General features: G+C 56.9%; 19 protein-coding genes, 2 tRNA genes and 1 pseudogene. 6 read left to right on the forward strand and 16 right to left on the reverse strand.

The genetic code is table 11. The features are described from left to right. Nucleotides 1–140 precede the first annotated feature (140 nt). The 8 genes and pseudogenes from NYP16_RS14215 to NYP16_RS14250 form a co-directional block, all read right to left on the reverse strand. Entirely contained in the window at nt 141–518 is a 378-nt protein-coding gene (locus NYP16_RS14215) for a hypothetical protein (RefSeq protein WP_274944830.1), read from the reverse strand. Between the two features lie 222 nt (nt 519–740). Further along, entirely contained in the window at nt 741–1,031 is a 291-nt protein-coding gene (locus NYP16_RS14220; RefSeq protein WP_274944831.1) for a hypothetical protein, read from the reverse strand. A 99-nt stretch (nt 1,032–1,130) separates the two neighbouring features. Further along, nucleotides 1,131–1,667 carry a DUF488 domain-containing protein gene (locus NYP16_RS14225; protein WP_274944832.1) on the reverse strand — a complete coding sequence of 179 codons (537 nt, stop codon included), beginning with the start codon at nt 1,665–1,667 and terminating at the stop codon, nt 1,131–1,133. Continuing rightward, nucleotides 1,667–1,876: a hypervirulence associated TUDOR domain-containing protein gene (locus NYP16_RS14230; protein WP_274944833.1), complete on the reverse strand. Its 210-nt coding sequence runs from the start codon at nt 1,874–1,876 to the stop codon at nt 1,667–1,669. Before NYP16_RS14230 ends, NYP16_RS14225 begins: the two co-directional genes overlap by 1 nt. 175 nt (nt 1,877–2,051) lie before the next feature. Continuing rightward, complete coding sequence (locus tag NYP16_RS14235; protein WP_274944834.1) at nt 2,052–2,600, reverse strand: cytochrome b; 549 nt, start codon at nt 2,598–2,600, stop codon at nt 2,052–2,054. Between the two features lie 74 nt (nt 2,601–2,674). Then, nucleotides 2,675–3,376 (reverse strand): VIT1/CCC1 transporter family protein, encoded by a 702-nt coding sequence (locus tag NYP16_RS14240; RefSeq protein ID WP_274944835.1) that lies wholly within the window; start codon nt 3,374–3,376, stop codon nt 2,675–2,677. A gap of 289 nt (nt 3,377–3,665) precedes the next feature. Beyond that, nucleotides 3,666–5,927 carry a nitric-oxide reductase large subunit gene (locus tag NYP16_RS14245; RefSeq protein ID WP_429913165.1) on the reverse strand — a complete coding sequence of 754 codons (2,262 nt, stop codon included), beginning with the start codon at nt 5,925–5,927 and terminating at the stop codon, nt 3,666–3,668. A gap of 379 nt (nt 5,928–6,306) precedes the next feature. Next, a pseudogene (locus tag NYP16_RS14250) lies at nt 6,307–6,558 on the reverse strand (IS701 family transposase); the annotation flags it as partial. 97 nt (nt 6,559–6,655) lie between these two features. Between NYP16_RS14250 and NYP16_RS14255 the strand changes: the two are divergent. Further along, complete coding sequence (locus tag NYP16_RS14255; protein WP_274944837.1) at nt 6,656–6,955, forward strand: hypothetical protein; 300 nt, start codon at nt 6,656–6,658, stop codon at nt 6,953–6,955. Between the two features lie 144 nt (nt 6,956–7,099). On the opposite strand, the gene NYP16_RS14260 is transcribed toward NYP16_RS14255, so the two are convergent. After that, nucleotides 7,100–7,175: transfer RNA gene (locus NYP16_RS14260), tRNA-Ala, on the reverse strand. Nucleotides 7,176–7,622: 447 nt separating this feature from the next. Here NYP16_RS14260 and NYP16_RS14265 point away from each other — a divergent pair. Further along, nucleotides 7,623–8,255 carry an exopolysaccharide biosynthesis protein gene (locus NYP16_RS14265; RefSeq protein WP_274944838.1) on the forward strand — a complete coding sequence of 211 codons (633 nt, stop codon included), beginning with the start codon at nt 7,623–7,625 and terminating at the stop codon, nt 8,253–8,255. A 2-nt stretch (nt 8,256–8,257) separates the two neighbouring features. Here NYP16_RS14265 and NYP16_RS14270 read toward each other — a convergent pair whose 3' ends face one another. Beyond that, nucleotides 8,258–9,022, reverse strand: a complete 765-nt coding sequence (locus NYP16_RS14270; protein WP_274944839.1) for an aspartate/glutamate racemase family protein — start codon at nt 9,020–9,022, stop codon at nt 8,258–8,260. Between the two features lie 163 nt (nt 9,023–9,185). Further along, entirely contained in the window at nt 9,186–10,946 is a 1,761-nt protein-coding gene (locus tag NYP16_RS14275; RefSeq protein ID WP_274944840.1) for a potassium/proton antiporter, read from the reverse strand. 261 nt (nt 10,947–11,207) lie between these two features. On the opposite strand from NYP16_RS14275, the gene aqpZ reads away from it, so the two are divergent. Next, nucleotides 11,208–11,912, forward strand: coding sequence for an aquaporin Z (gene aqpZ, locus NYP16_RS14280; RefSeq protein ID WP_274944841.1), 705 nt, complete (start codon nt 11,208–11,210; stop codon nt 11,910–11,912). Between the two features lie 32 nt (nt 11,913–11,944). Then, nucleotides 11,945–12,193, forward strand: a complete 249-nt coding sequence (locus NYP16_RS14285) for a GlsB/YeaQ/YmgE family stress response membrane protein (protein WP_274944842.1) — start codon at nt 11,945–11,947, stop codon at nt 12,191–12,193. Nucleotides 12,194–12,256: 63 nt separating this feature from the next. Here NYP16_RS14285 and NYP16_RS14290 read toward each other — a convergent pair whose 3' ends face one another. Continuing rightward, complete coding sequence (locus NYP16_RS14290; RefSeq protein WP_274944843.1) at nt 12,257–13,816, reverse strand: L,D-transpeptidase family protein; 1,560 nt, start codon at nt 13,814–13,816, stop codon at nt 12,257–12,259. 254 nt (nt 13,817–14,070) lie between these two features. Between NYP16_RS14290 and NYP16_RS14295 the strand changes: the two genes are divergently transcribed. Together NYP16_RS14295 and NYP16_RS14300 are read left to right on the forward strand one after the other, a co-directional pair. Then, the gene (locus NYP16_RS14295; protein WP_274944844.1) at nt 14,071–14,802 is read left to right on the forward strand and encodes a murein L,D-transpeptidase catalytic domain family protein; all 732 of its coding nucleotides are present in this window, start codon (nt 14,071–14,073) and stop codon (nt 14,800–14,802) included. A 59-nt stretch (nt 14,803–14,861) separates the two neighbouring features. Then, nucleotides 14,862–15,863 (forward strand): LLM class flavin-dependent oxidoreductase, encoded by a 1,002-nt coding sequence (locus NYP16_RS14300; protein ID WP_429913164.1) that lies wholly within the window; start codon nt 14,862–14,864, stop codon nt 15,861–15,863. Nucleotides 15,864–15,869: 6 nt separating this feature from the next. Here NYP16_RS14300 and NYP16_RS14305 read toward each other — a convergent pair whose 3' ends face one another. The 4 genes from NYP16_RS14305 to NYP16_RS14320 all read right to left on the reverse strand — a co-directional run bounded on the left by NYP16_RS14305 (nt 15,870) and on the right by NYP16_RS14320 (nt 19,315). Continuing rightward, nucleotides 15,870–16,112 carry a DUF3297 family protein gene (locus NYP16_RS14305; protein ID WP_274944846.1) on the reverse strand — a complete coding sequence of 81 codons (243 nt, stop codon included), beginning with the start codon at nt 16,110–16,112 and terminating at the stop codon, nt 15,870–15,872. A gap of 178 nt (nt 16,113–16,290) precedes the next feature. After that, nucleotides 16,291–17,202 carry a class I SAM-dependent methyltransferase gene (locus tag NYP16_RS14310; RefSeq protein ID WP_274944847.1) on the reverse strand — a complete coding sequence of 304 codons (912 nt, stop codon included), beginning with the start codon at nt 17,200–17,202 and terminating at the stop codon, nt 16,291–16,293. Nucleotides 17,203–17,394: 192 nt separating this feature from the next. Then, on the reverse strand, nt 17,395–18,855 hold the full coding sequence (locus NYP16_RS14315) for an oligosaccharide flippase family protein (RefSeq protein ID WP_274944848.1): 1,461 nt from the start codon (nt 18,853–18,855) through the stop codon (nt 17,395–17,397). Nucleotides 18,856–19,238: 383 nt separating this feature from the next. Next, nucleotides 19,239–19,315, reverse strand: a tRNA-Met gene (locus NYP16_RS14320). Between the last annotated feature and the right edge of the window lie 33 nt (nt 19,316–19,348).

Raw genomic sequence — 19,348 nt, forward strand, 5'->3', positions numbered from 1 at the left:
ATATTGGCATTTTCGCCAATTTTTTAATTATAACTTGTTAGGCAGGTTGGGATTTTGCTTTGACTTGAAAAGCGCGCCCCCCGATTTTTATCATGGACAGCCTTAATGCCTGTCTTGTTAAACCACACTAAAACTGAGTATTAAGGCTTGTCAATCTTGCCTTGTGGAAAATTATGCAATCCTTGATTGTTTGATTGTCTGTCGGGGCAGCCACACATAGTGTGCTTGCTGTCCATGATCGGCGGCGTCATTGGCAGATTCTGGTCGATGTCAGCCGCGACCGCGATATAACTTGAATATCGAGGGAAGTTTGGTGGAGCGGGCAGGTCATGGCGAACCCGTCTCTCCCTGATATAGGAAAAAATCCCTGTTCTCTTCCAATTTTCAGGGAATTTTCGCAACTTCAATAAGGAAGTCATCGATTCCAGAGCAGATAATATAACTAATTCAATATATTGAAGAATTTTCCCTAAACAAAACAACAGGGAAATTTGATCCTCTATTTTAAGCAGAAACAAGTGAATTCATCGCTGTTGCCTATGAGATTGCCTCCCCATGAGAAATAGGCACCTAATCTTCACGGATTAAATAATAATCAAGCCTCATAATTATTGATCGTCTTGATAGGCTCCTCCAAGATGGCCCATAGGCCAATGACTTGGCATCCAAGAACAAAAGGCTGCCAGCCAGATGCCCTCAGAAACTCCACCAGAGTTGCATCTGAATAGCGCGCAAGTGCTTCACCGCTCGGCCCAGTGCAGGCGGGCGATTATCTGCGCGGCCAGCTCATACAGCTGAACCCGGGCGGAGTTTGCAGCAACCAGCAACGGCTCCGCCGCATCGCGGATATGCCACAGCAGATAATCGGGATCCGGAACCTTACAGAAGGTCATGCGATAGGCCGCCACCTGCGTGACTGGCCTTTTCGGAGTCAGGCGTTCAAAGTCATTCGCGCCATATTGCTTGATTTCCCAGCCCATAAAGTCTGGCTCAGATACGCTGTTAGGCGAAATATCCAGCTCCGCCACCATTGCGGGCCGAATAAGGCGCTTTCAGGCAATCGCGGCTACCCGCGAGGCAAATTAACAAGTGGTGCAACCGGGACTCTCGTGAAGCAGCCCTGCGTGACGCTATGGACGGCGCGGATAGATCACCTTTCCCAGCTCGGTTCGTTGGGCACCCGGTGTCGGCTTGGCATGTTCCGTCCGACCCAACCCCATTAGGTGGTCGACGGAGTGTCCGTTCAAAAGAAGATAATCCGTGATAATGCGTCGGTGGCATCGCCACCAGACCGCTTCTGCACACATGACTGCCAACCGTCGCTCGTTGCCCAGGTGGACGATTTCATCGATGGCCGCGCTGAACCCGTCCCCCAACGCATAATCGGCATAATTGTGAAAGCTTTGTACCCGCCACAGGGCATTGAGATGTTCATCTACCCCGGATTGTTTAGGACGACGCCCGCCCAATGCCGGGCAGTGTCGGTATGCAATCTGGATCTTCGCTAGATCCATCGGCAGGCGATCGCCATTGAAAACGGGATTACTGCGTGATTTCGGGAAGGATCGCACGTCAACCAGAAGATTGACCTGCGCGTCGCGCAGCATGTCCAGAAACTCTTCGATGCTACGGTTTGAATGACCGATGGTTGTAAAGGCAGCGACCATCAGTTGATTTTTTTCAGCGCATCTTCCCTGTGCGCTGCGATGTGATCCGTCTTGTCGCTTGCGATCTCATATTGTGGGGCGTCCTTCGAGGCGTGATGCCGATGGCCTTTATAATCGAAATCCTGCTGGTGGACCGCGATGATCTTACCGCTCACCCAGCCGGCTTCCGAATTCCAACCTACATGATCGCCTTTGGAATATCTCGCCATATTGCCCTCACTCCCAAGAATAACGAGCGTCCCGGATATCCGTTCCAATGGCTTAAGTGCAGGCAGCTCGTGATGGCTTCTGTCACACTCAACAGACCAAGGTCGGGCGGCTCATATATTGAGCAGACAGCCCTCGAACCGTCTCTCGGCTCCGCTGGATAATAGTGTACCAGCATCAGTCCTGGCCCGGTAGCATCCGACGCAAGGTATTATCTTTGATGACATAATGATGGTAAAGGGCTGCAAGAGCATGGAGGCCGATCAAGAAATATCCGATCGTTCCGACCGCCTCATGCACCTCTTTTACCTGCCCTGCCAAAACCTTGCTCTGGCCCACCAGAGCAGGAAGTTCCAGGCCGAAGAATGGAATCGTTTTGCCAGAGGCACTCAAAATCACCCAACCTGCGACGGGCATTGCCAGCATGAAGGCGTAGAGCGCAAAATGCGTCATGTTGGCCAGCAACACCTGCCAGGCTGGGGGTTCCCGCGTGATCGATGGCCTGCGGCTGCTGAGGCGCACGATCAAACGGATGACAACCAGAACCAAGACCGCCAGTCCGAGCATGAAATGCCAGGTTTTCAGACCTTCGCGTATGTCCGTTCCTTTAGGATAGTTCTCCCGCAGAAGGATGGCCGCATAAACAGCGGAAATCAGCAGCACCATAACCCAGTGGAGAGCGATCGACAGGGAAGAAAAACGCTGACGGATATCTGTTAAAGCCATTGCAAACCTCACATTTTCCTTTCACTCTAGCAGCTCGAAAGCGAAAGGCTTTGTTCTTGATCAAGCTGCGTGGATCACACGACCTTCCCGAATATGGCCCCGATGCCTGCGGTCAGCGCCATGGCGAGGGCGCCCCAGAAAGTCACACGAACAGTCGCCCGGACTATGTTTGCCCCGCCGGCACGCGCTCCGATGCCTCCAAGCAAAGCGAGGAAGAGCAACGAGGCGATCGATACGCCCGCAACCAGCACTGAACGTGGCAAAAGCAGGACCATCGCCAGGGGTAGCACTGCACCCACGGCGAATGTCGCGGCCGAAGTCAGGGCCGCCTGTATCGGTCTGGCTGTGGTGACTTCCGAAATCCCGAGTTCGTCCCTTGCATGGGCACCGAGTGCATCTTTTGCCATCAGCTGATCAGCAACCTGACGGGCAAGGTCAGCATCAACGCCACGATCTACATAGATTTGTGTCAGTTCCTCGCGTTCGAATTCCGTCTGGCCGGCAAGCTCGGCCCGCTCCCGGGCAAGGTCGGCTTGCTCCGTGTCAGACTGCGAACTGACCGAGACATATTCACCCGCCGCCATCGACATGGCGCCCGCGACGAGACCGGCGACCCCTGCGACGAGAACTTCAGACGTGGCAGCCGATGCCGCTGCAACACCAACGATCAGACTTGCAGTAGAAACAATTCCATCGTTGGCCCCAAGAACGGCCGCCCGAAGCCACCCAATGCGCCCAACGAGATGCTTTTCAGGGTATATGTGGAAGCGGGACACGGGCGTTTCTCCTGACGACGTCTTCACAGCAAGTCCAGACAGGCAGACTATAATGCTTCACCCGACGTGCACAAAACCTATTGATGATTTTGAAAGCTGGCGACAAAACCACCATGATTGAGGCTGGCCTGCCCGCGGATGGCGGGCCCAATGCTTCAAATGGATCCCCGCGTCCACATCGGCAGCGCACCCTTCCGGAAACCAGAAATCCAGAATGCCACGTCACGGCGGGTGGGCCGCATGCCACCCACTACGTTCGCAGATAGCGCTGAAGTGCATTGTCCATCGATTACCGTTCCTTCTTCCAGAGTGTGGCATAGCCCCATAGCAACGCCACAACCAACGGCAGCACGCCCGCGAACATAAAGACGAGATCACCGGGCATCCGCAACCATTCGAGCGTGCGGGCGATCGGCGTCGCTGTATAAGTGAGGCCGCGCGCATGCCAATAACCATGTTCGATCACGTCAAGCAGTTGCAGGATCCCACCGGGAAGCAGACTGAGCACGATCATCAGCGCGAGGCCCACATTCAACCCCCAGAAAGCCAGACGAACCAACCAGGAGAGCTTGTCCCACACGGCCTCACGCACCGTCTCGCGCAGGACGAACACCATCAGTCCCGCGCCCAGCATCCCAAAAACGCCCATCATTGCGGCATGGCCGTGGCTTGGGGTCAGCATGGTGCCGACTTCATAATAGCTGACGATCGGCGTATTGATGAGAAAGCCGAAAACACCCGCGCCCAGGAAATTCCAGAAGCCCACCGCCATCAGGAAATAGAAGGTCCAGCGATGGCGGTTCACCATGCTGTCGCGGCCGCGCGTGGCTGTCACGAAGTCCCAGGCATCAAGCGTGATGAGGGTGAGCGGCACCACCTCCAGCGCGGAGAAGGTGGCGGCAAAGGCCATATTCACCTCCGTCTGCCCGGTCCAGTACCAATGATGGCCGGTCCCGATCAGCCCCCCGCCAAAATAGAGAATGGCATCGAGATAGATGGTTCTAAGCGCCGTGATGCGGCGCACGAGGCCCATCTTGTAAAAGATGACAGCGACGATAACCGTCACGAAGAACTCGAAAAAACCTTCCACCCACAAATGGATGATCCAGAATCGCCAGGCGTCGACGACCGTATAGTTGGTCTGCGACCCGAAGAAAAGCGCCGGCAGATAGAAAAGCGGAATAGCAAAGGCGGCGAGCAGGAAGAAATTGGCAAAACCGCGGCGCTCTGGATCACGCCGCGCGGGAGCCACCGCGCGCCAAAGCAGCCAGAACCAGAAGCACAAGCCGATCACCAGCAATATCTGCCAGAAGCGGCCCAGCTCCAGAAACTCCCAGCCCTGATTGCCGAACCAGAACCAGCTGGTCGGTAGCCATTGCAGCAGGCCCGCCCACTCGCCGAGCATGCTGCCCACGATCACGAACGCGAGTGCTGCGAATAACAGATGAATAGCGAGAGACTGGCGCTTGGGGCTCTCCTTACTCAGCAATTCCGCGACGAAAAGGGCACCCGCCACATAAGAGGTGGCGATCCAGAAGATCGCCGATTGCAAATGCCAGGTCCGCAACAGATTGCTGGGGAACCAGGCTGCCAGATCGATACCGTAGAAGCTGCCCGGATCGGCGCGATAATGGGCGACACCTGCCCCGAAGAACACCTGCCCGAGCAACAGCAGGGATGCCACCACCATATATTTAAGCGTCGCTTTCTGCGCATCGCTCAAGACCCAAGCGTCGACGGGGGCCGGCGCACCCTGCCAGCCCAGATAGTTGAACCGACCGAACGCCAGCAGCGCGAGCGCGGTGCCGCCCAGCAAGAAAAGGAAGCTGAGCGCGGTCCACAACAAGGCCGCCCCCGTCGGGTGATTTCCGGCTAGCGGATCATAAGGAAAATTATTCGTATAAGAGTATGTCTTGCCCGGCCGTTCGGCGACCGAGCCCCAGGCCGCCCAAGTGAAGAAAGCGGTCAATTGATGGAGTTCATGGGGATCGGAAATAAGGTTCGCGGTCAATCCGCCATTGCGTTCCGGCTGCTCGAAATAGGCCGTCCAATGCGCGACTTCGCTGGCAAAGACTGCGCCGCCGGGCGGCGGCAGCGTGAGCGTGCCCGTTTGCGGGTCATAGCGATTAACCTTGAGCAACGCGCCAACTTCACCGTCCACAGCCGCCCGCTCGCCTTTGGAGAGCACGGCATATACCTTGGAGAAGCGCGCCCTCGAGCGCTCCTCGGCGAGCGCTAGCGCCCAATTATGCAGAGTGGCGGCACTGAAATCGGGCCCGAGATAACCACCATGGCCCCAGATGCTGCCATTGTTCATCAACCCATATTTGAGGAACACTTCCTGGCCGCCACGAACGTCGTCGCCCGTGAACACGACCGTGCCTGCCATATCGACCACCTGAACGGGAACAGGCGGTGCATCCTGATAGGTCTTGAACATCAGCAGACTGAGAATAGCCAGACCGAATAGCAGAGTGAATATAACCGCCCGGCGCCACCAGGGAGAAAGCTGCTCGATCGGTTCGGACGTCGGCGGGATCATCGTTTCCATCGCGGCCATGACTTTCTCCAAACGGTTATCGACGTTTCGCTCTCGCTTATGCTCACTCTGTCAGCCCGTCTCTCGTCAGGCCCAGACAGCTACGTTAACGCACACATGCCCCGCCTCAGTTTCAAATTGTAGAGGCGCTCATCTCAATCTACTCGACAATCGAACCGAAACAAGACGCAACGAGAACGGTGTCTGGCTAACATTACAGTTGTGTCCTCTACGCATATGCGCGCGTTGTGCAGTAGCTTGATGCGCTCTCGCCAGCAAGACCATGCGATGATGTGGCGGGCTGAACGCGACGCTGGGCAAGGCTTATGGCGATGCGTCGCACCTCCGGGTCGACCATCGGATCAGACGCGGAGCATGCATGCCCACCTGCTTTTTTTGGGGTCGCTTGGTTTGCGTGATATCGGATCGCGGTCATCATGGCAAACGCCAGCGTGACCAGTAACACATGGCGATGCCAACCGTGTCAGGAACGGGTTTCGTTGTGATCGAGGCCCAGCTCATTCTTCGTTGTCTCGAAGCTGTCCTCAATCGCCCAACGATGGTCCTCCACCAAAACCAGACCCTGGATGCCTGTTCCTGCCGGGCCCCATGTCGAGAAGAACGCCAGATCACTTATGGTAATACCTCTTTGCGCTGTGATTGAAGCAACCTTATCCAGTTTCGGCCCTCAAGGATGGGAAGCGGGTCTATCAGATCCTTCCGGCGGCGGAGTGAGAGGCATGAGCATCTCAAGGCGCCGATCGAAAGCCTCTGAGGAAGCCCTCGACGACCAGCTCGGCGAGCTGGACCGGATCACTGACCGCGCTGATCTGCGGTCCGATGGCGTGACGCTCACCCTCGACCTCAAACCCCTTGCGTCCGAACTCGAGTCCAGCCCGAAGCCGATAGTTCTCACACATACGGTCCCCATGGAAATCCAGCGGCGCGACGTGGAGATGCGGCTTGTGCTTCGGGGATCATCACCCTTCTCAAGCGGCATCAGCCTGCAGCACTCGGGCCCGAGCTACCCCAGAGACTGACTGCGTATTCGGGCGGTTCGGCTCGCCCACCCCCAAGTCTCCGACCCACGTTTAAAATGCGCAAACGAAAAAGCCCCCAAATATCAGGGGCTTTGCCAACGGCAAGGCCACGGCAGCGCAACTATCTGAATAGCGAGGGAGTTTTGGTGGAGCTAGGCGGAATCGAACCGCCGACCTCTGCAGTGCGATTGCAGCGCTCTCCCATCTGAGCTATAGCCCCGTCCGGTCGTCCGGTCTTAGGGTGGTATCCACCGTAAGATCGGCTGCGGTACGCTGTCCGCAATGATCGACTATTATCGCGATCCATGACCTTTGGCAATATGGCTTTTGGCTGCTCAGGATCTCTCGGCCCCCGGTGAGTCTGCCAGTGTCATGATCGTGTTATAACCCTTTATAGTCTGATCATTTTCGGACTGGTCTATTGCGGCATGACGGTTGGCCGGGTGCCGGGCTTCAAGATTGATCGCACCGGCATGCCCGCATCGGCGCCTTTCTGGTGCTACCCTGGATCGCTTTTGTGGTTTATGGATAACAAGCTCGTGATCATGGAAATCTTGACTTCACCACCCGCGATCCCCAGTTCAAAACGACAACCTCTCAAACCGTGAGGGGCGTTCGGGACCTGTCCCCGGGCGGCCCAAAGTGAACAGAACCTGTGCCTCGCCCGATGAAACCTCCGCATTCCGCTCGTGACAAACGCAGCATATCCGTAGCCCTACGCGATTTCATCGACGGCTGGGAAGGAGAGCGCGTGTCCCTCAATGACCTGCGGCTCGCGCTCGCTGATCGCGCCTATGGCGCCCTTATGGTGTTCTTTGCCGCGCCCAATCTTATCCCGGTGAGCATTCCTGGAATGTCGGCGGTGCTCGGCATTCCGCTCATGCTGCTGTCGGTTCAATTGATGATCGGGCAACCGCACCCCTGGTTTCCGAAATTTCTCGGCCGCCGCAGTTTTGCCACCCGCGACTTCAAACTGGTGCTGGATCGCGTCTTACCGATCCTCGCCCATCTGGAACGGGTGCTGCGCCCGCGTGTGAGCTGGCTCACGGCCTGGGGTGGAGAACGCTTTCTCGGCTTTGCCTGTCTTATTCTGGCGACGGTGCTGTCGCTGCCGATCCCCTTTGGCAATTTCCTGCCGGCCCTCGCCATCCTGTTGATGGCGCTGGCCCTGATTGAAAAAGACGGCCTTGCCTATCTGATCGGACTTGCCGTCGGCATCGCAAGCCTTGTCATCGCCTCAGGCGTGGTGATCGGGCTGGCCACGGCCGCCTTTTTCGCCATTGAGAAACTGCTATCCTGACCTCAGAGCTTGGCGGTCCACTGCGGAATAGCGAAACCTTCGATCTGCTTATTGCGATTGGGCGCGGGATAGGCCCGGGCGCTGTGGCTGAACCCACCCTGCACAAAGGCCGCCGCCATAACCGACGCGGTCGGCATCGGATTGATGACCGGCACCGCGAAGCCTTCTGCGCGCAGCAGTTTTTCCACCTCATCCGCCATCCCGAGAAAGCCGGTGCAGCCAAGAATAACGCAATCCGCATGATCCCGCTGAACGGTGTCGATGGCTTCCCGGGCGATCAGCTTGACCAGATGCGATTCATCCGCCCCGATATCGAGCACCGGCACATTGACCACCCGCACCGAGGCGAGCTTGGAGCCGAGACCATAAGCATCGGCATTGCGGAGGAACATCGGGCGCACACTGTCGAGCACCGTCACCACCGAAAATTTATGGCCCATCATGGCCGCCGCATGCATGGAGGCTTCGCAGGGTCCCATCACCGGAATGGACACCACCTCACGCGCCGCCTGCAAGCCCGGATCACCCATGCAATTAATGATGCAGGCATCGATCCCGGCCTTTTCCGCCTCAATGATTGCGGCCACGGTATAGGGAACGCTCAGGGCCTCATCAAAATGACATTCGATCGAATTGGGCCCCGCCGTGATAAAGACGTTGTCAAATTCAAGACCGAATTTCTCAAGATGCACCAGTTCCTTGAGAATATTGTCTGCAAAGGCTTTCGGCAGCGAATGAACCGGAGTGATGACACGAATTTTAGCCATAAACCACAACTCCTGAAGATGGGGACAAGATAAACGTCCGGCCTTGCCTGGTCGCAAAGGCTCAAGCGGGCGAGATCGGCGAATGTGATATCTGTCCGAAGTCTACAGCCCGAACAGCGGCCTGAAACCTACTCGTAAGAGTAGGAACTTGCCCGCGAAGTCCCTAACGGAACATCCCACGGAGGCGGCTTAGGATCGGCAACGGCGGTTCCGGCTCAAGCACCAGACCAACCTGCGACACTTCGCCGTCGATCAGCTCGCGCACCACAAGTTCCGTACCGCCGAACGCCAGCACGTCGCCTTCGCCGATTTTCGACCCGAGCCGCTCGCGGAGAAACCGCGACAGTTTTTTCTCACGATCCGCCTCGATCACCGGCAAGCCATAAGCATCCGCCAGAAGCTTCATGGGCGTCGTACCGGCGAAGGCGAAATCCCCCACATTGATCCCAAGCAAATAGCGCTCGGCCGTAGGCGGCACGAATTGGCGATCGAGTTTAAAGGCTTGCTCCGGCGGCGAGATCATCAGCGCGAGATCCCCCGGCATGAAGTGATCGGCCTTATCGGCGGCAACCACCTGCTCATCACGCAACACGGCAAGAACATGGGCCCCTGTCGGCAGGGTCAGGGTCCCCGGCTTTTTATGAGCAATCGGACTTTTGTCGGTGACGCGATAAGCAATAATGTCGCTATCGCCCGAAGCCAGCAGATCGAGATCGAGCCGGCTGGACGGTTCAGGGCGCGGCGGCACCTGCAAGCGCAACCGCCGCGCGAGCCAGGGCACCGTCCAGCCCTGCAGAACCAGCGACACGATCACCACCAGAAACGCCACATTGAAATATTGCAGAGAATGCGGCAGACCGCCGAGCACCGGGATCATGGCGAGAAATATCGGCACCGCCCCGCGCAACCCCACCCAGGCAATGAAAATCCGCTCGCGCAGACGAAAGCGGAAGGGAATAAGGCTCAGAAACACCGCAAGCGGCCGGACAATGAACACCAGCGCCAGCGCCACAAGGGTGCTCGGCACGATATCCTTCAAAAGATTGGTCGGCGTCACCAGCAGACCAAGCATGACAAACATCAGGATCTGACTGATCCAGGCCATCCCGTCATGAAAGCGCCCGATCAGCTTGCGCGCCCGCAATCGCCGGTTTCCGGCCACGATCCCGGCCAGATAGACCGCAAGAAACCCGCTGCCGCCGATCAATTGCGTCAACCCGAACAACGCGAGCGCCGCCGCCACCGTGAACACCGGATAAAGCCCGGCCGCCAGTTCAAGCTTGTTGATGCTGCGGCTGATAAGATAGCCGCCGGCCACCCCGGCAACAGCCCCGGTGAGGAACTGGCGAGCGAAACCCTGAAAAATCTCGAAGGGGGAGGCAGTTCCCCCCGCCGCGATGATGGTCACAAGAGTAATGGTGAGGAAAATCGCCATCGGGTCGTTCGCGCCCGATTCAATTTCAAGTGTCGCGCTCAGCCGTTTCCTCAGCTCCATGCCATGCTGATGTAACAGCAGAAACACCGCCGCCGCATCGGTCGAGGCGACAATGGTGCCGATCAGCAGGGCCTGAGACATATCAATATCGAAGGCCAGCATGGCGAAGCCCGCGGTGACCACCGCTGTCACCACCACCCCCACCGTCGCCAGCATCGTGGCCGGCGCCCAGGCCATCCGCACCGCGCTCATGGGGGTACGAAAGCCACCGTCGAACAGAATAATGGCGAGCGCCACGCTGCCCACCACATAGGTCGTGCGGAAATTACCGAACTGCAAGCCGCCCGGACCATCCTCCCCAAGCAGCATGCCAACGCCCAGAAAGACCAGGAGCAGTGGCGCCCCGATGCGTGACGACAGCACCCCGGCCAGAATCCCGAGCAGTACGAGGCCGCCAAGGATCAGAATAAAATGGTCCGCTTGTCCCATAAGGCCTTGATCAATTTCCTTTTTGCGATGAAGCGCGGGTCAGCATAGCGAATAATTGCGGGGTCGCGCCAGCCCTGCAGTGCAGCCTGAACGCACGTAAACCGGCCCTGATCTTTCTAAAACATTGGCGCCCCATGGTAAATCGCGTTACCATTTATTCGGGCTGACGTCATATCTAGCGTGTTTCACCTTGTTTGCGTTGTTCCGGGCGTTTGCCGTTGCTGTTCCCGTTCCTGATAACGTGACTCACGGAGAGAATGCATGCCCCTCATGAGAAAATGTCTCGCTGAATTTTTTGGTACCTTCTGGCTTGTTCTTGGGGGTTGTGGCAGCGCCGTTCTGGCCGCCAGATTTCCCGAAGTCGGTATCGGCTTTGCCGGGGTGGCTCTGGCTTTCGGGCTGACCGTCCTGACCATGATTTATGCCATCGGCCATATTTCCGGAGGACATCTCAATCCGGCGATCTCGATCGGTCTTTGGGCCGCCGGGCGCTTTCCCGCTGCGGACCTTGTTCCCTATATCATCTCGCAAGTGATCGGCGCCATCGTCGGCGCGGGCGTAGTCTATCTGATCGCCTCGGGCCAGATGGATCAAACCTATATGGGGGGCCTGGCCTCGAACGGATATGGCGAGCATTCACCGGGCGGCTACAACTTGCAGGCAGCCTTTATCTGCGAAGTGGTGATGACCTTCTTCTTTGTCTTCGTGGTCATCGGCGCGACCGACAGCCGGGCCTCCAAAGGCTTCGCTGGCCTTGGCATCGGCCTGACCCTGACGATCATCCATCTGGTCAGCATTCCGGTCACCAATACCTCTGTCAATCCTGCTCGCAGCACCGGACCGGCGTTGCTTGAAGGCGGCATCGCCCTTCACCAGCTCTGGCTGTTCTGGCTCGCACCCATTGTTGGCGGCCTCATCGCGGCAGCGGCCTATCGTCTTCTCGGTGCTACTGATACTCGGGCCTGACGATTCTCTTTAACCCCGCAAAGGAGCATCACATGTTTTCTTTTCTAGGGTTCTTAATTATCGGTTGCTTGGCTGGGTTTCTCGCCGGCAAGATCTTGCGTGGCGGCGGTTTTGGTCTTCTCGGTAATTTGGTGGTCGGCATCATCGGTGCGATGGTTGGCGGGTTTTTATTCAGCCTCCTTGGCATTCATATTGGCAACGGCCTTTTAGGATCGCTGGTGACCGCTGTCATCGGCGCGGTTGTCTTGTTGTGGCTGATCGGGTTCGTCAAAAAAGCCTGAGCCACAGCTTTCCTGACAGAACGGGGCCCGATTCTGACCTGAGAACCGGGCCCCGTTCTATGTTTAAAGCTCTTCCCGCTTGTTGAGCGCCGCGAGCACCGCCGGATCGCGATCATAGATATCCGGCTTGAAGGTGATGCGGCCGTCATCCTCGATATTCACCGTCCAGTAAATCAGCATGAGCGGCACCGGCTTCGGCAGGGTGCGGGTCTGGGTCTTGCCGGTCTTCACCGCATCATCAATAACCGCCTTCGACGCCACATCACTGGCGTTAAACAGCAGATAGACAAGCTCAAACGGCTGTTCGGTGCGGATGCATCCCGAACTGAAATCGCGCTGCGCCTTGCCGAACAATTCCTGATGCGGGGTATCGTGCAGATAAACCGCATAAGGGTTGGGGAAGCGGATCGCCACCTGTCCCAAAGCCCCCCAGGGGCCCGCATCCTGACGCAACGTGATGCCGCGCGGATTGTTCCAATCCACACTCCTCGGGGAAATTTCCTGACCCTGGGCATTCAGAACCCGCATATGCTGCGCGGCCAGATAGCCCTTGTTGTGACGGATCTTGGGCAGCACATCATTTTTCAGAATGGTCGGCGGCACCGTCCAGGTCGGGTTGAGCGTGATATAGGTGATCTGCGACTTGAACACCGGCGTCTGGCGATAGGGCTTGCCCACCTGCACCCGTGATGACCAGATGGCCTTACCGTCGCGATAATAAGACACCTTATATCCGGCGATATCCACCAGCACGAAGTCACCCACCGCCGTATCCAGAAGCTCACGTGCCCGTTCGAGATTGACGCGAATCTGATCGATTCGGGCCGCCACCGGAACATTGAGCGCAGCAAGCGTCGCCTCTCCCACCGTACCGTCGGCATCCAGTTGATTTTCCGTCTGAAATTTCTGCACCGCCGCCACAAGTGCCGGATCGTAACTATCGGACGCGACCGCCGCCGCTGGCAAATAACCACCCACCACCAACCGCTTGCGCAGATCGCCCACCCGTGGATCGATCATCCCGGCCTTGAGAGCGGGACCGCTCGCGATCACCGGCCAGCCGCCCGCCGCCGCAACGCTGCGCAGATTTTTCAGACCCTCACGCAGTTTGCTATAAAGCGGGCTTTGCGGCCGGGCGAGCGCGAACAGCTCCTGCACCTCGCCGCGCCCGAGACCATCGAGAATACGCTGCAATTCAGCCGTCGCATCAATCGGACGCGGCGCGATATCGCTTGGATCGAGCTTGCCGCGATTGAGATGAAACAAGGCATGAATAAAGGCCCGCGTGGCCAGCACATCAAAGGCGGCCTCCCGGCTGCCATCACTCCCCTTAGCCCCAAGAGCGGCACGTTCGGCCTTGAGACGCCCGAGGGCATAGTCCTCAGGATCAAGCCCGTCATCGGCCATGCCGGCAAGCCCGGCCAACAGCTCATCGACCATACGCGGCTCTGTCCATACGGGAGCGAACTGACGCGCCGCATAAAAGCGCTGGGTCGCCTGATCAAGCGTCATATTGACCCCCGACCGCTCAGGGATGCGCCCGGCCTCCCCGGCTTCGATTGCCTCCCGCACCGCCTCCTGGTCCGACCCGAAGGCCGGGATAGCCTGAGCCGCAGCAGACATCCCAAGGACCAGACCACAACTCACTGCAATAACTCTGCTCAACCGTAGAAAAGCGCATGGTGCGAGAGGCATGAAGTCATCCTTTGTGGCATCGAACCGACCCCCTCCCCTATAGCATGACTGACTGCGAAGACTGGGTCGTTTTTTCAATACCTTACGACAAAACCCCCGGTTTTTGGGCCTTTGCCGCCAGTTTACAGGCTGGACTCAGGGATTTTGTCTGTTACCCTTCCGGCCATTGATCAAGGAGTTTCATGATTCGACCCCATCGTTTTTGCGGCGTTATCGCCCTGATAATCGCCCTTGCTGTTCCGTTTGCGTCACGCGCCGGAACCGCGGAGCCTGCACTTGTCGCGGCCCTTGCCCGGCTCGCTCCGGCGGCCAATCCGAATGTCATCCGTCTCGCCCTCGAAGCCACCTCCTGCGCCGCCGCAACCGGCATGGGCACGGCGGAGCGGCTCGCCGTCATCGATTATTCGCGGCCGTCCTCGGAACCCCGGCTGTGGGTATTCGACCTCAAAAAGCGCAGCCTGATTTTCGAGGAACTGGTGGCCCATGGCAAAAACACCGGCGAAAATTACGCCCGCAGTTTTTCCAATAAAATGAACAGCCTCGCCACCAGCATCGGGCTTTACCGCACAGGCACCACCTATCAGGGCTCGAACGGCTATTCCCTACGCATGGACGGGCTCGATCCCGGCTTCAATGACAAGGCCAAGGAGCGTGCCATCGTCATCCACGGCGCCCCCTATGTGAGCCGCAATTTCGCCGAGACCCATGGCCGCATCGGCCGCAGCTGGGGCTGCCCGGCGGTGCGCACCGCCATCGCCAAGAAATTGATCGACATCATGAAAGACGGTCAGTTCGTCTTTTCCTATTATCCTGACAGCGAATGGCTGAAATCATCGCCGTTCCTCAACTGCAGCGTAAGCCCCACCCGCACGGTTGAGCATGGAACGCCCGGCACCCTGACCGCCGGCATGTGAGCTCTTGAAATAGGCTGCGCAACCCTCCATATGTTCGAACACAATCGAACATGCGGAGTATGGTTTTGACGCGTCTTTCGGTCCTGGATCTCGCCCCCGTCACCCGGAACGCCACGCCCGCCGTGGCGCTCGCCAACAGCCGCGATCTCGCACAGCATGCGGAGGCCTGGGGTTATCATCGCTATTGGCTGGCCGAACATCACAATATGGTCGGCATCGCCAGCGCCGCCACCTCGGTTGTCATCGGTCATATCGCCGGCGCCACCCGCAGCATTCGGGTCGGGGCCGGCGGCATCATGTTGCCAAACCACGCCCCACTTATGATCGCCGAACAGTTCGGCACCCTTGAAAGTCTTTATCCCGGGCGCATCGATCTCGGCCTCGGCCGCGCGCCCGGCACCGATCAGACGACGCTCCGCGCCCTCCGCCGCGACCCCATGAGCGCCGAGCGCTTCCCCCAGGACGTCCTTGAAGTCCAAGCCTATTTCAGCGCCGCTGCCGCCAATCAATCGGTCCAGGCCGTGCCGGGCACCGGGCTCAATGTGCCGATCTGGATTCTCGGCTCCAGCACCTTCGGCGCTGAACTGGCCGCCGCCCTTGGCCTGCCCTATGCTTTTGCCTCGCATTTCGCGCCCGCCGATATGATGCGCGCCATCGAGATCTATCGCAGCCGCTTCCATCCTTCGGCTCAGCTCGACCGGCCCTATGTCATGCTCGGCGTCAATGTCACCGCCGCCGACAGCGATCAGGAAGCTGCCCGGCTCTTCAGCTCTGTGCAACAACAGTTCACCAACATGGTGCGCGGCACCCGCGGTCAGTTACAGCCGCCTCTGGAGAACATCGAGGGCTATTGGTCGGTGGCGGAAAAAATTCATGTCCAGCGCATGCTGGCCTGCGCCTTCCAGGGTTCGGCCACGACGGTGCGCGATGGACTGCGTGATTTCCTGGCCCGCACCGGCGCCGACGAACTTATGGTCACCGCCCATATCTATGACCATGCCGCCCGGCTGCGCTCCTATGAGATTCTCGCCGGGCTCGCGGCGGATCTCAAGCAACCCTGACCGCGATCAGGCCGGATCGCGGAAATAGGCTTCGACCTTGCCCTTAAGTTTCAAGGTCATGGGCTGACCAAAGCGATTGCGCGCCGTACCGGCCGCGACCCGAACCCAGCCTTCGCTCAGGCAATATTCTTCAACATTGGTCTTTTCGACCCCATTGAACCGAATACCAATACCGCGTTCCAGCAGCTCTGCATCATGGTGCGGGCTGCGCGGGTCAGAGGACAGGCGATCAGGGATGACATCGGTCATGGTGGTTAAATCCGTTTAAAATGATATCTCGCCGCGCATGATAACGAACCGCAACCCGATTTCAACCATGGAGCCACCTCGAACCTGGACATGGGCTGAATAATCGTCTGTTCAGACATAGCAAAGCAATCCGTCTTCCCGACCCGGACACCGCGAAGCGAACTCCCTGAGCCATATCTTACGCATTAAATTGAGCAGCAAGCGTAAGGATACCAAGGGCGCTCGTCGGCCCCGCAGATCTGACCCGCCTTAAAGTCCGGAATGTTTTATAAAATTCGAGCATCCGTGACGGATGGTGAACCGCAAGACTGACATAGCGTTTTACATCACGCCCCAGCCCCCCCGATTGAGCCCGCAGCCCCGGGCGCAACAGTCGATCACAAAGCTGAAAATTCCCAAATCCCTGGGCTTCAAGTATCCGGTGCAGAACCTTGGGGGTGAAATACCAACGATGATCTTTTTGCCAGCACCACCATTCATTGCCACCCTCGACGCGGTCGGCACTCTCAAAATTGCCCGTCTCAATAACCAGCCATCCTCCGGGCTTCAACCGTGATTTGGCCGCTTCAATCAGTCCGGCAGGAGACTCAACATGCTCGATCACATCCCAAAGCGTCACAACATCAAAGCTAAGCCCCGTCGGCAGATCGTCTGTGGTGCCCCGCAACAACGCATATGAAGCTACGCTCCCCTCAGTTAAGAGAGAGGGCGGCAAGGCCACATCAAGGCCAATAACATCAAAACCACGCGCCGCAGCTGTAACCGAAAAAATACCATCCCCACAGCCAATATCCAGGAGCTGGCCGGAAAGGCCAAGTTCCTCCAGATAATCGACTTCCATAGTGGCAACTGCTCGACGCCGGTTAACGTCAAAATACCCATCGACCTCACCAGCGCCATAAGCCTCATCAAAGAAATCCACACTCTCCGCTGTGCTCCTCACCAGAGGCCACTGCCAGGCGAACAAGCAATCATCGCATTCGATGATGGAAATCCAGTCCCCTGGCTGATCCGTTGCCGGCCTGACGTAACGCTTAATGGTTTGATTTTGCCCACAGGCAGGGCAATGCGTCCCATTCGCTGAATACATGAATATGGCCCCCATAAATTCCGTATCAACTCAACGCTATAACAATTACTTTTTTAATTCTATTTTTAGAAAATTAACTCTTAAAAGAAGAATTATCCTAAATACTTAGGCCCACACCACACTGCACATCTTCGAAAATTACCCCGCCCGTCTGCAAACTATAGGCTATGTTTTCCTATGAATGCGCCACAATCAAAGGGAACTGCGGCCTTTTCTCACCCGGACGAGAAAAGCAGTCACGAACCGCATAATCTCATCACGAAGCGGATGCTTCACCAGGAACACCCCACCAAGCCACCCCGCCGCCAGCAACGCGCCGCCACCTAAAAACTGGGCCAGCACATTATGCTGCGGGCCATGATAGACCGAGACAAACAGCGTAAGCGGCAAGGTACTGACAACAGCCAGTTTAGCACTTGGCCATAAGGCTTTTGCAAACTCTCTCCAGTCCGACTGAATAATTTTGAGCTGGATCGTCAGATAGACAAGGACAACGATTGACGCATAGATCACCTGACTGAGCGCCATAGCCGTCAAACTGATTTGTGCCGCGACAAAAATCAAACCGATATTGATCGCCTGCAGGATAAGGTCTGTCTTGAAAAGTTTTTTGATATGCCCCGTGGCCATCAAAAAATTTGCATGTATCGGCGACATAACCAACAGGAAAGCACCGATAGCCATGATTTGCACAAGCGGCACTGACGTGTCCCAATTCGCTCCAAACAGGACTCTCATGGTGGGAAAAGCCAGAAGAAATATTCCGATATAAAATGGCCAACTCAGACCGGTAATGCATGTCACAACATACAAAAATGTGCTGCGGACTTCCTCGCCTTTTCGAATTTTTTCGGCAATGAAAGGAAATAGTACCGCGGAAATTGTCGAAAGTACGTAGGTCGAGAACATCTCGATCTGGCCACGGGCTCGACCAAAAAACCCGATACTGGCAAAGTTCTGAAAATAACCAAGAAAATACTCTGGCGACTGATAGCTGGCTTCGGTCGTCAGATTGACACTCAGCACCCGCCCGCCAAAACTCAGGACCTCCCGCGCTCTCTTGAGGCTCGGGAGGTAGCTTATCGTGCGTGGGCGAACAATGAATGCCATGCCCACCGTCGCTATGGAGCCGGCTAACGAGCCCCAGGCCAGACTTGCATAACTCAATCCCTTGAGCGCCAGACTGATGGACACAATCGCCCCCACTATCTGGGCGGACATTTGCATCAAGCCAACCTTAAAAAACTTCATTTCCCGCTGAAGGACAGCGAGCGTGATGGCTCCAAAAGGAATAAGAAGAAAGTTTCCCGCAAGAATTCGTATGACCGTCGCCAAGCGAGCATCGCTATACAATTCAGAAAAAAGATGCGCACCCACGAACAAAATAAGGGCCAGAGACCAGGAGATCGTCAAAAGAAGGCCAAAGGCCGACCGCAGCAACGACGTTTCTAATTCTCGGGTTTGAATCACAAAGACGGTAATGCCCACGTCACGGAATTTATGCGCCATGGCAACAATCCCGGCACCAAGCGAGAACACACCGATCTCCTCAGGCGTCAGCAAGCGCGCAATATAAATCACGGTCGCAAAATTTATAAAGAACCCTATATATTTCTGAGCAGAGAATGAGAGAAGAGAAGATCTAATTGACATCGTAAAAGCACCCTGGTCTGAGACTCAAGTTCCCTGCCGTTTTCAGAAGAGTCTTGGATTTTCAATCTGGCCTGATGCGGCCTGTTTATCCAGAGCAAATTTCACTGCGAAGTCATTGGACGTGATGGTGTTCAGGGAAGATATATGAGCCGTTTCGCATGCATCCTCCCGCCACGCCAAGATTTCAGCTCACGCGCATGCAAGTCATGAGAACAAGATGCCCTTCAGGAGTGCGCCCAGAAGCCTCCCTTGAAGTCTTGCACGAAGCCGTTTTTGCATCTGCGACAAGCTCTCTTGGCCTCTCTCGCTAATCATTGACCACCACTCCTGACCTCCACACAAGCAAAAGCCGCCTAACCCACTGGGCTAGACGGCTTTAATATTGGTTGCGGGGGTAGGATTTGAACCTACGACCTTCAGGTTATGAGCCTGACGAGCTACCTGGCTGCTCCACCCCGCGATGATTCTTGTTACTGGCTTTGCGGCAGCCAGG

Origin of the sequence: Govania unica, assembly GCF_027920805.1 — a bacterium.
Taxonomy (GTDB): domain Bacteria; phylum Pseudomonadota; class Alphaproteobacteria; order Sphingomonadales; family Govanellaceae; genus Govanella; species Govanella unica.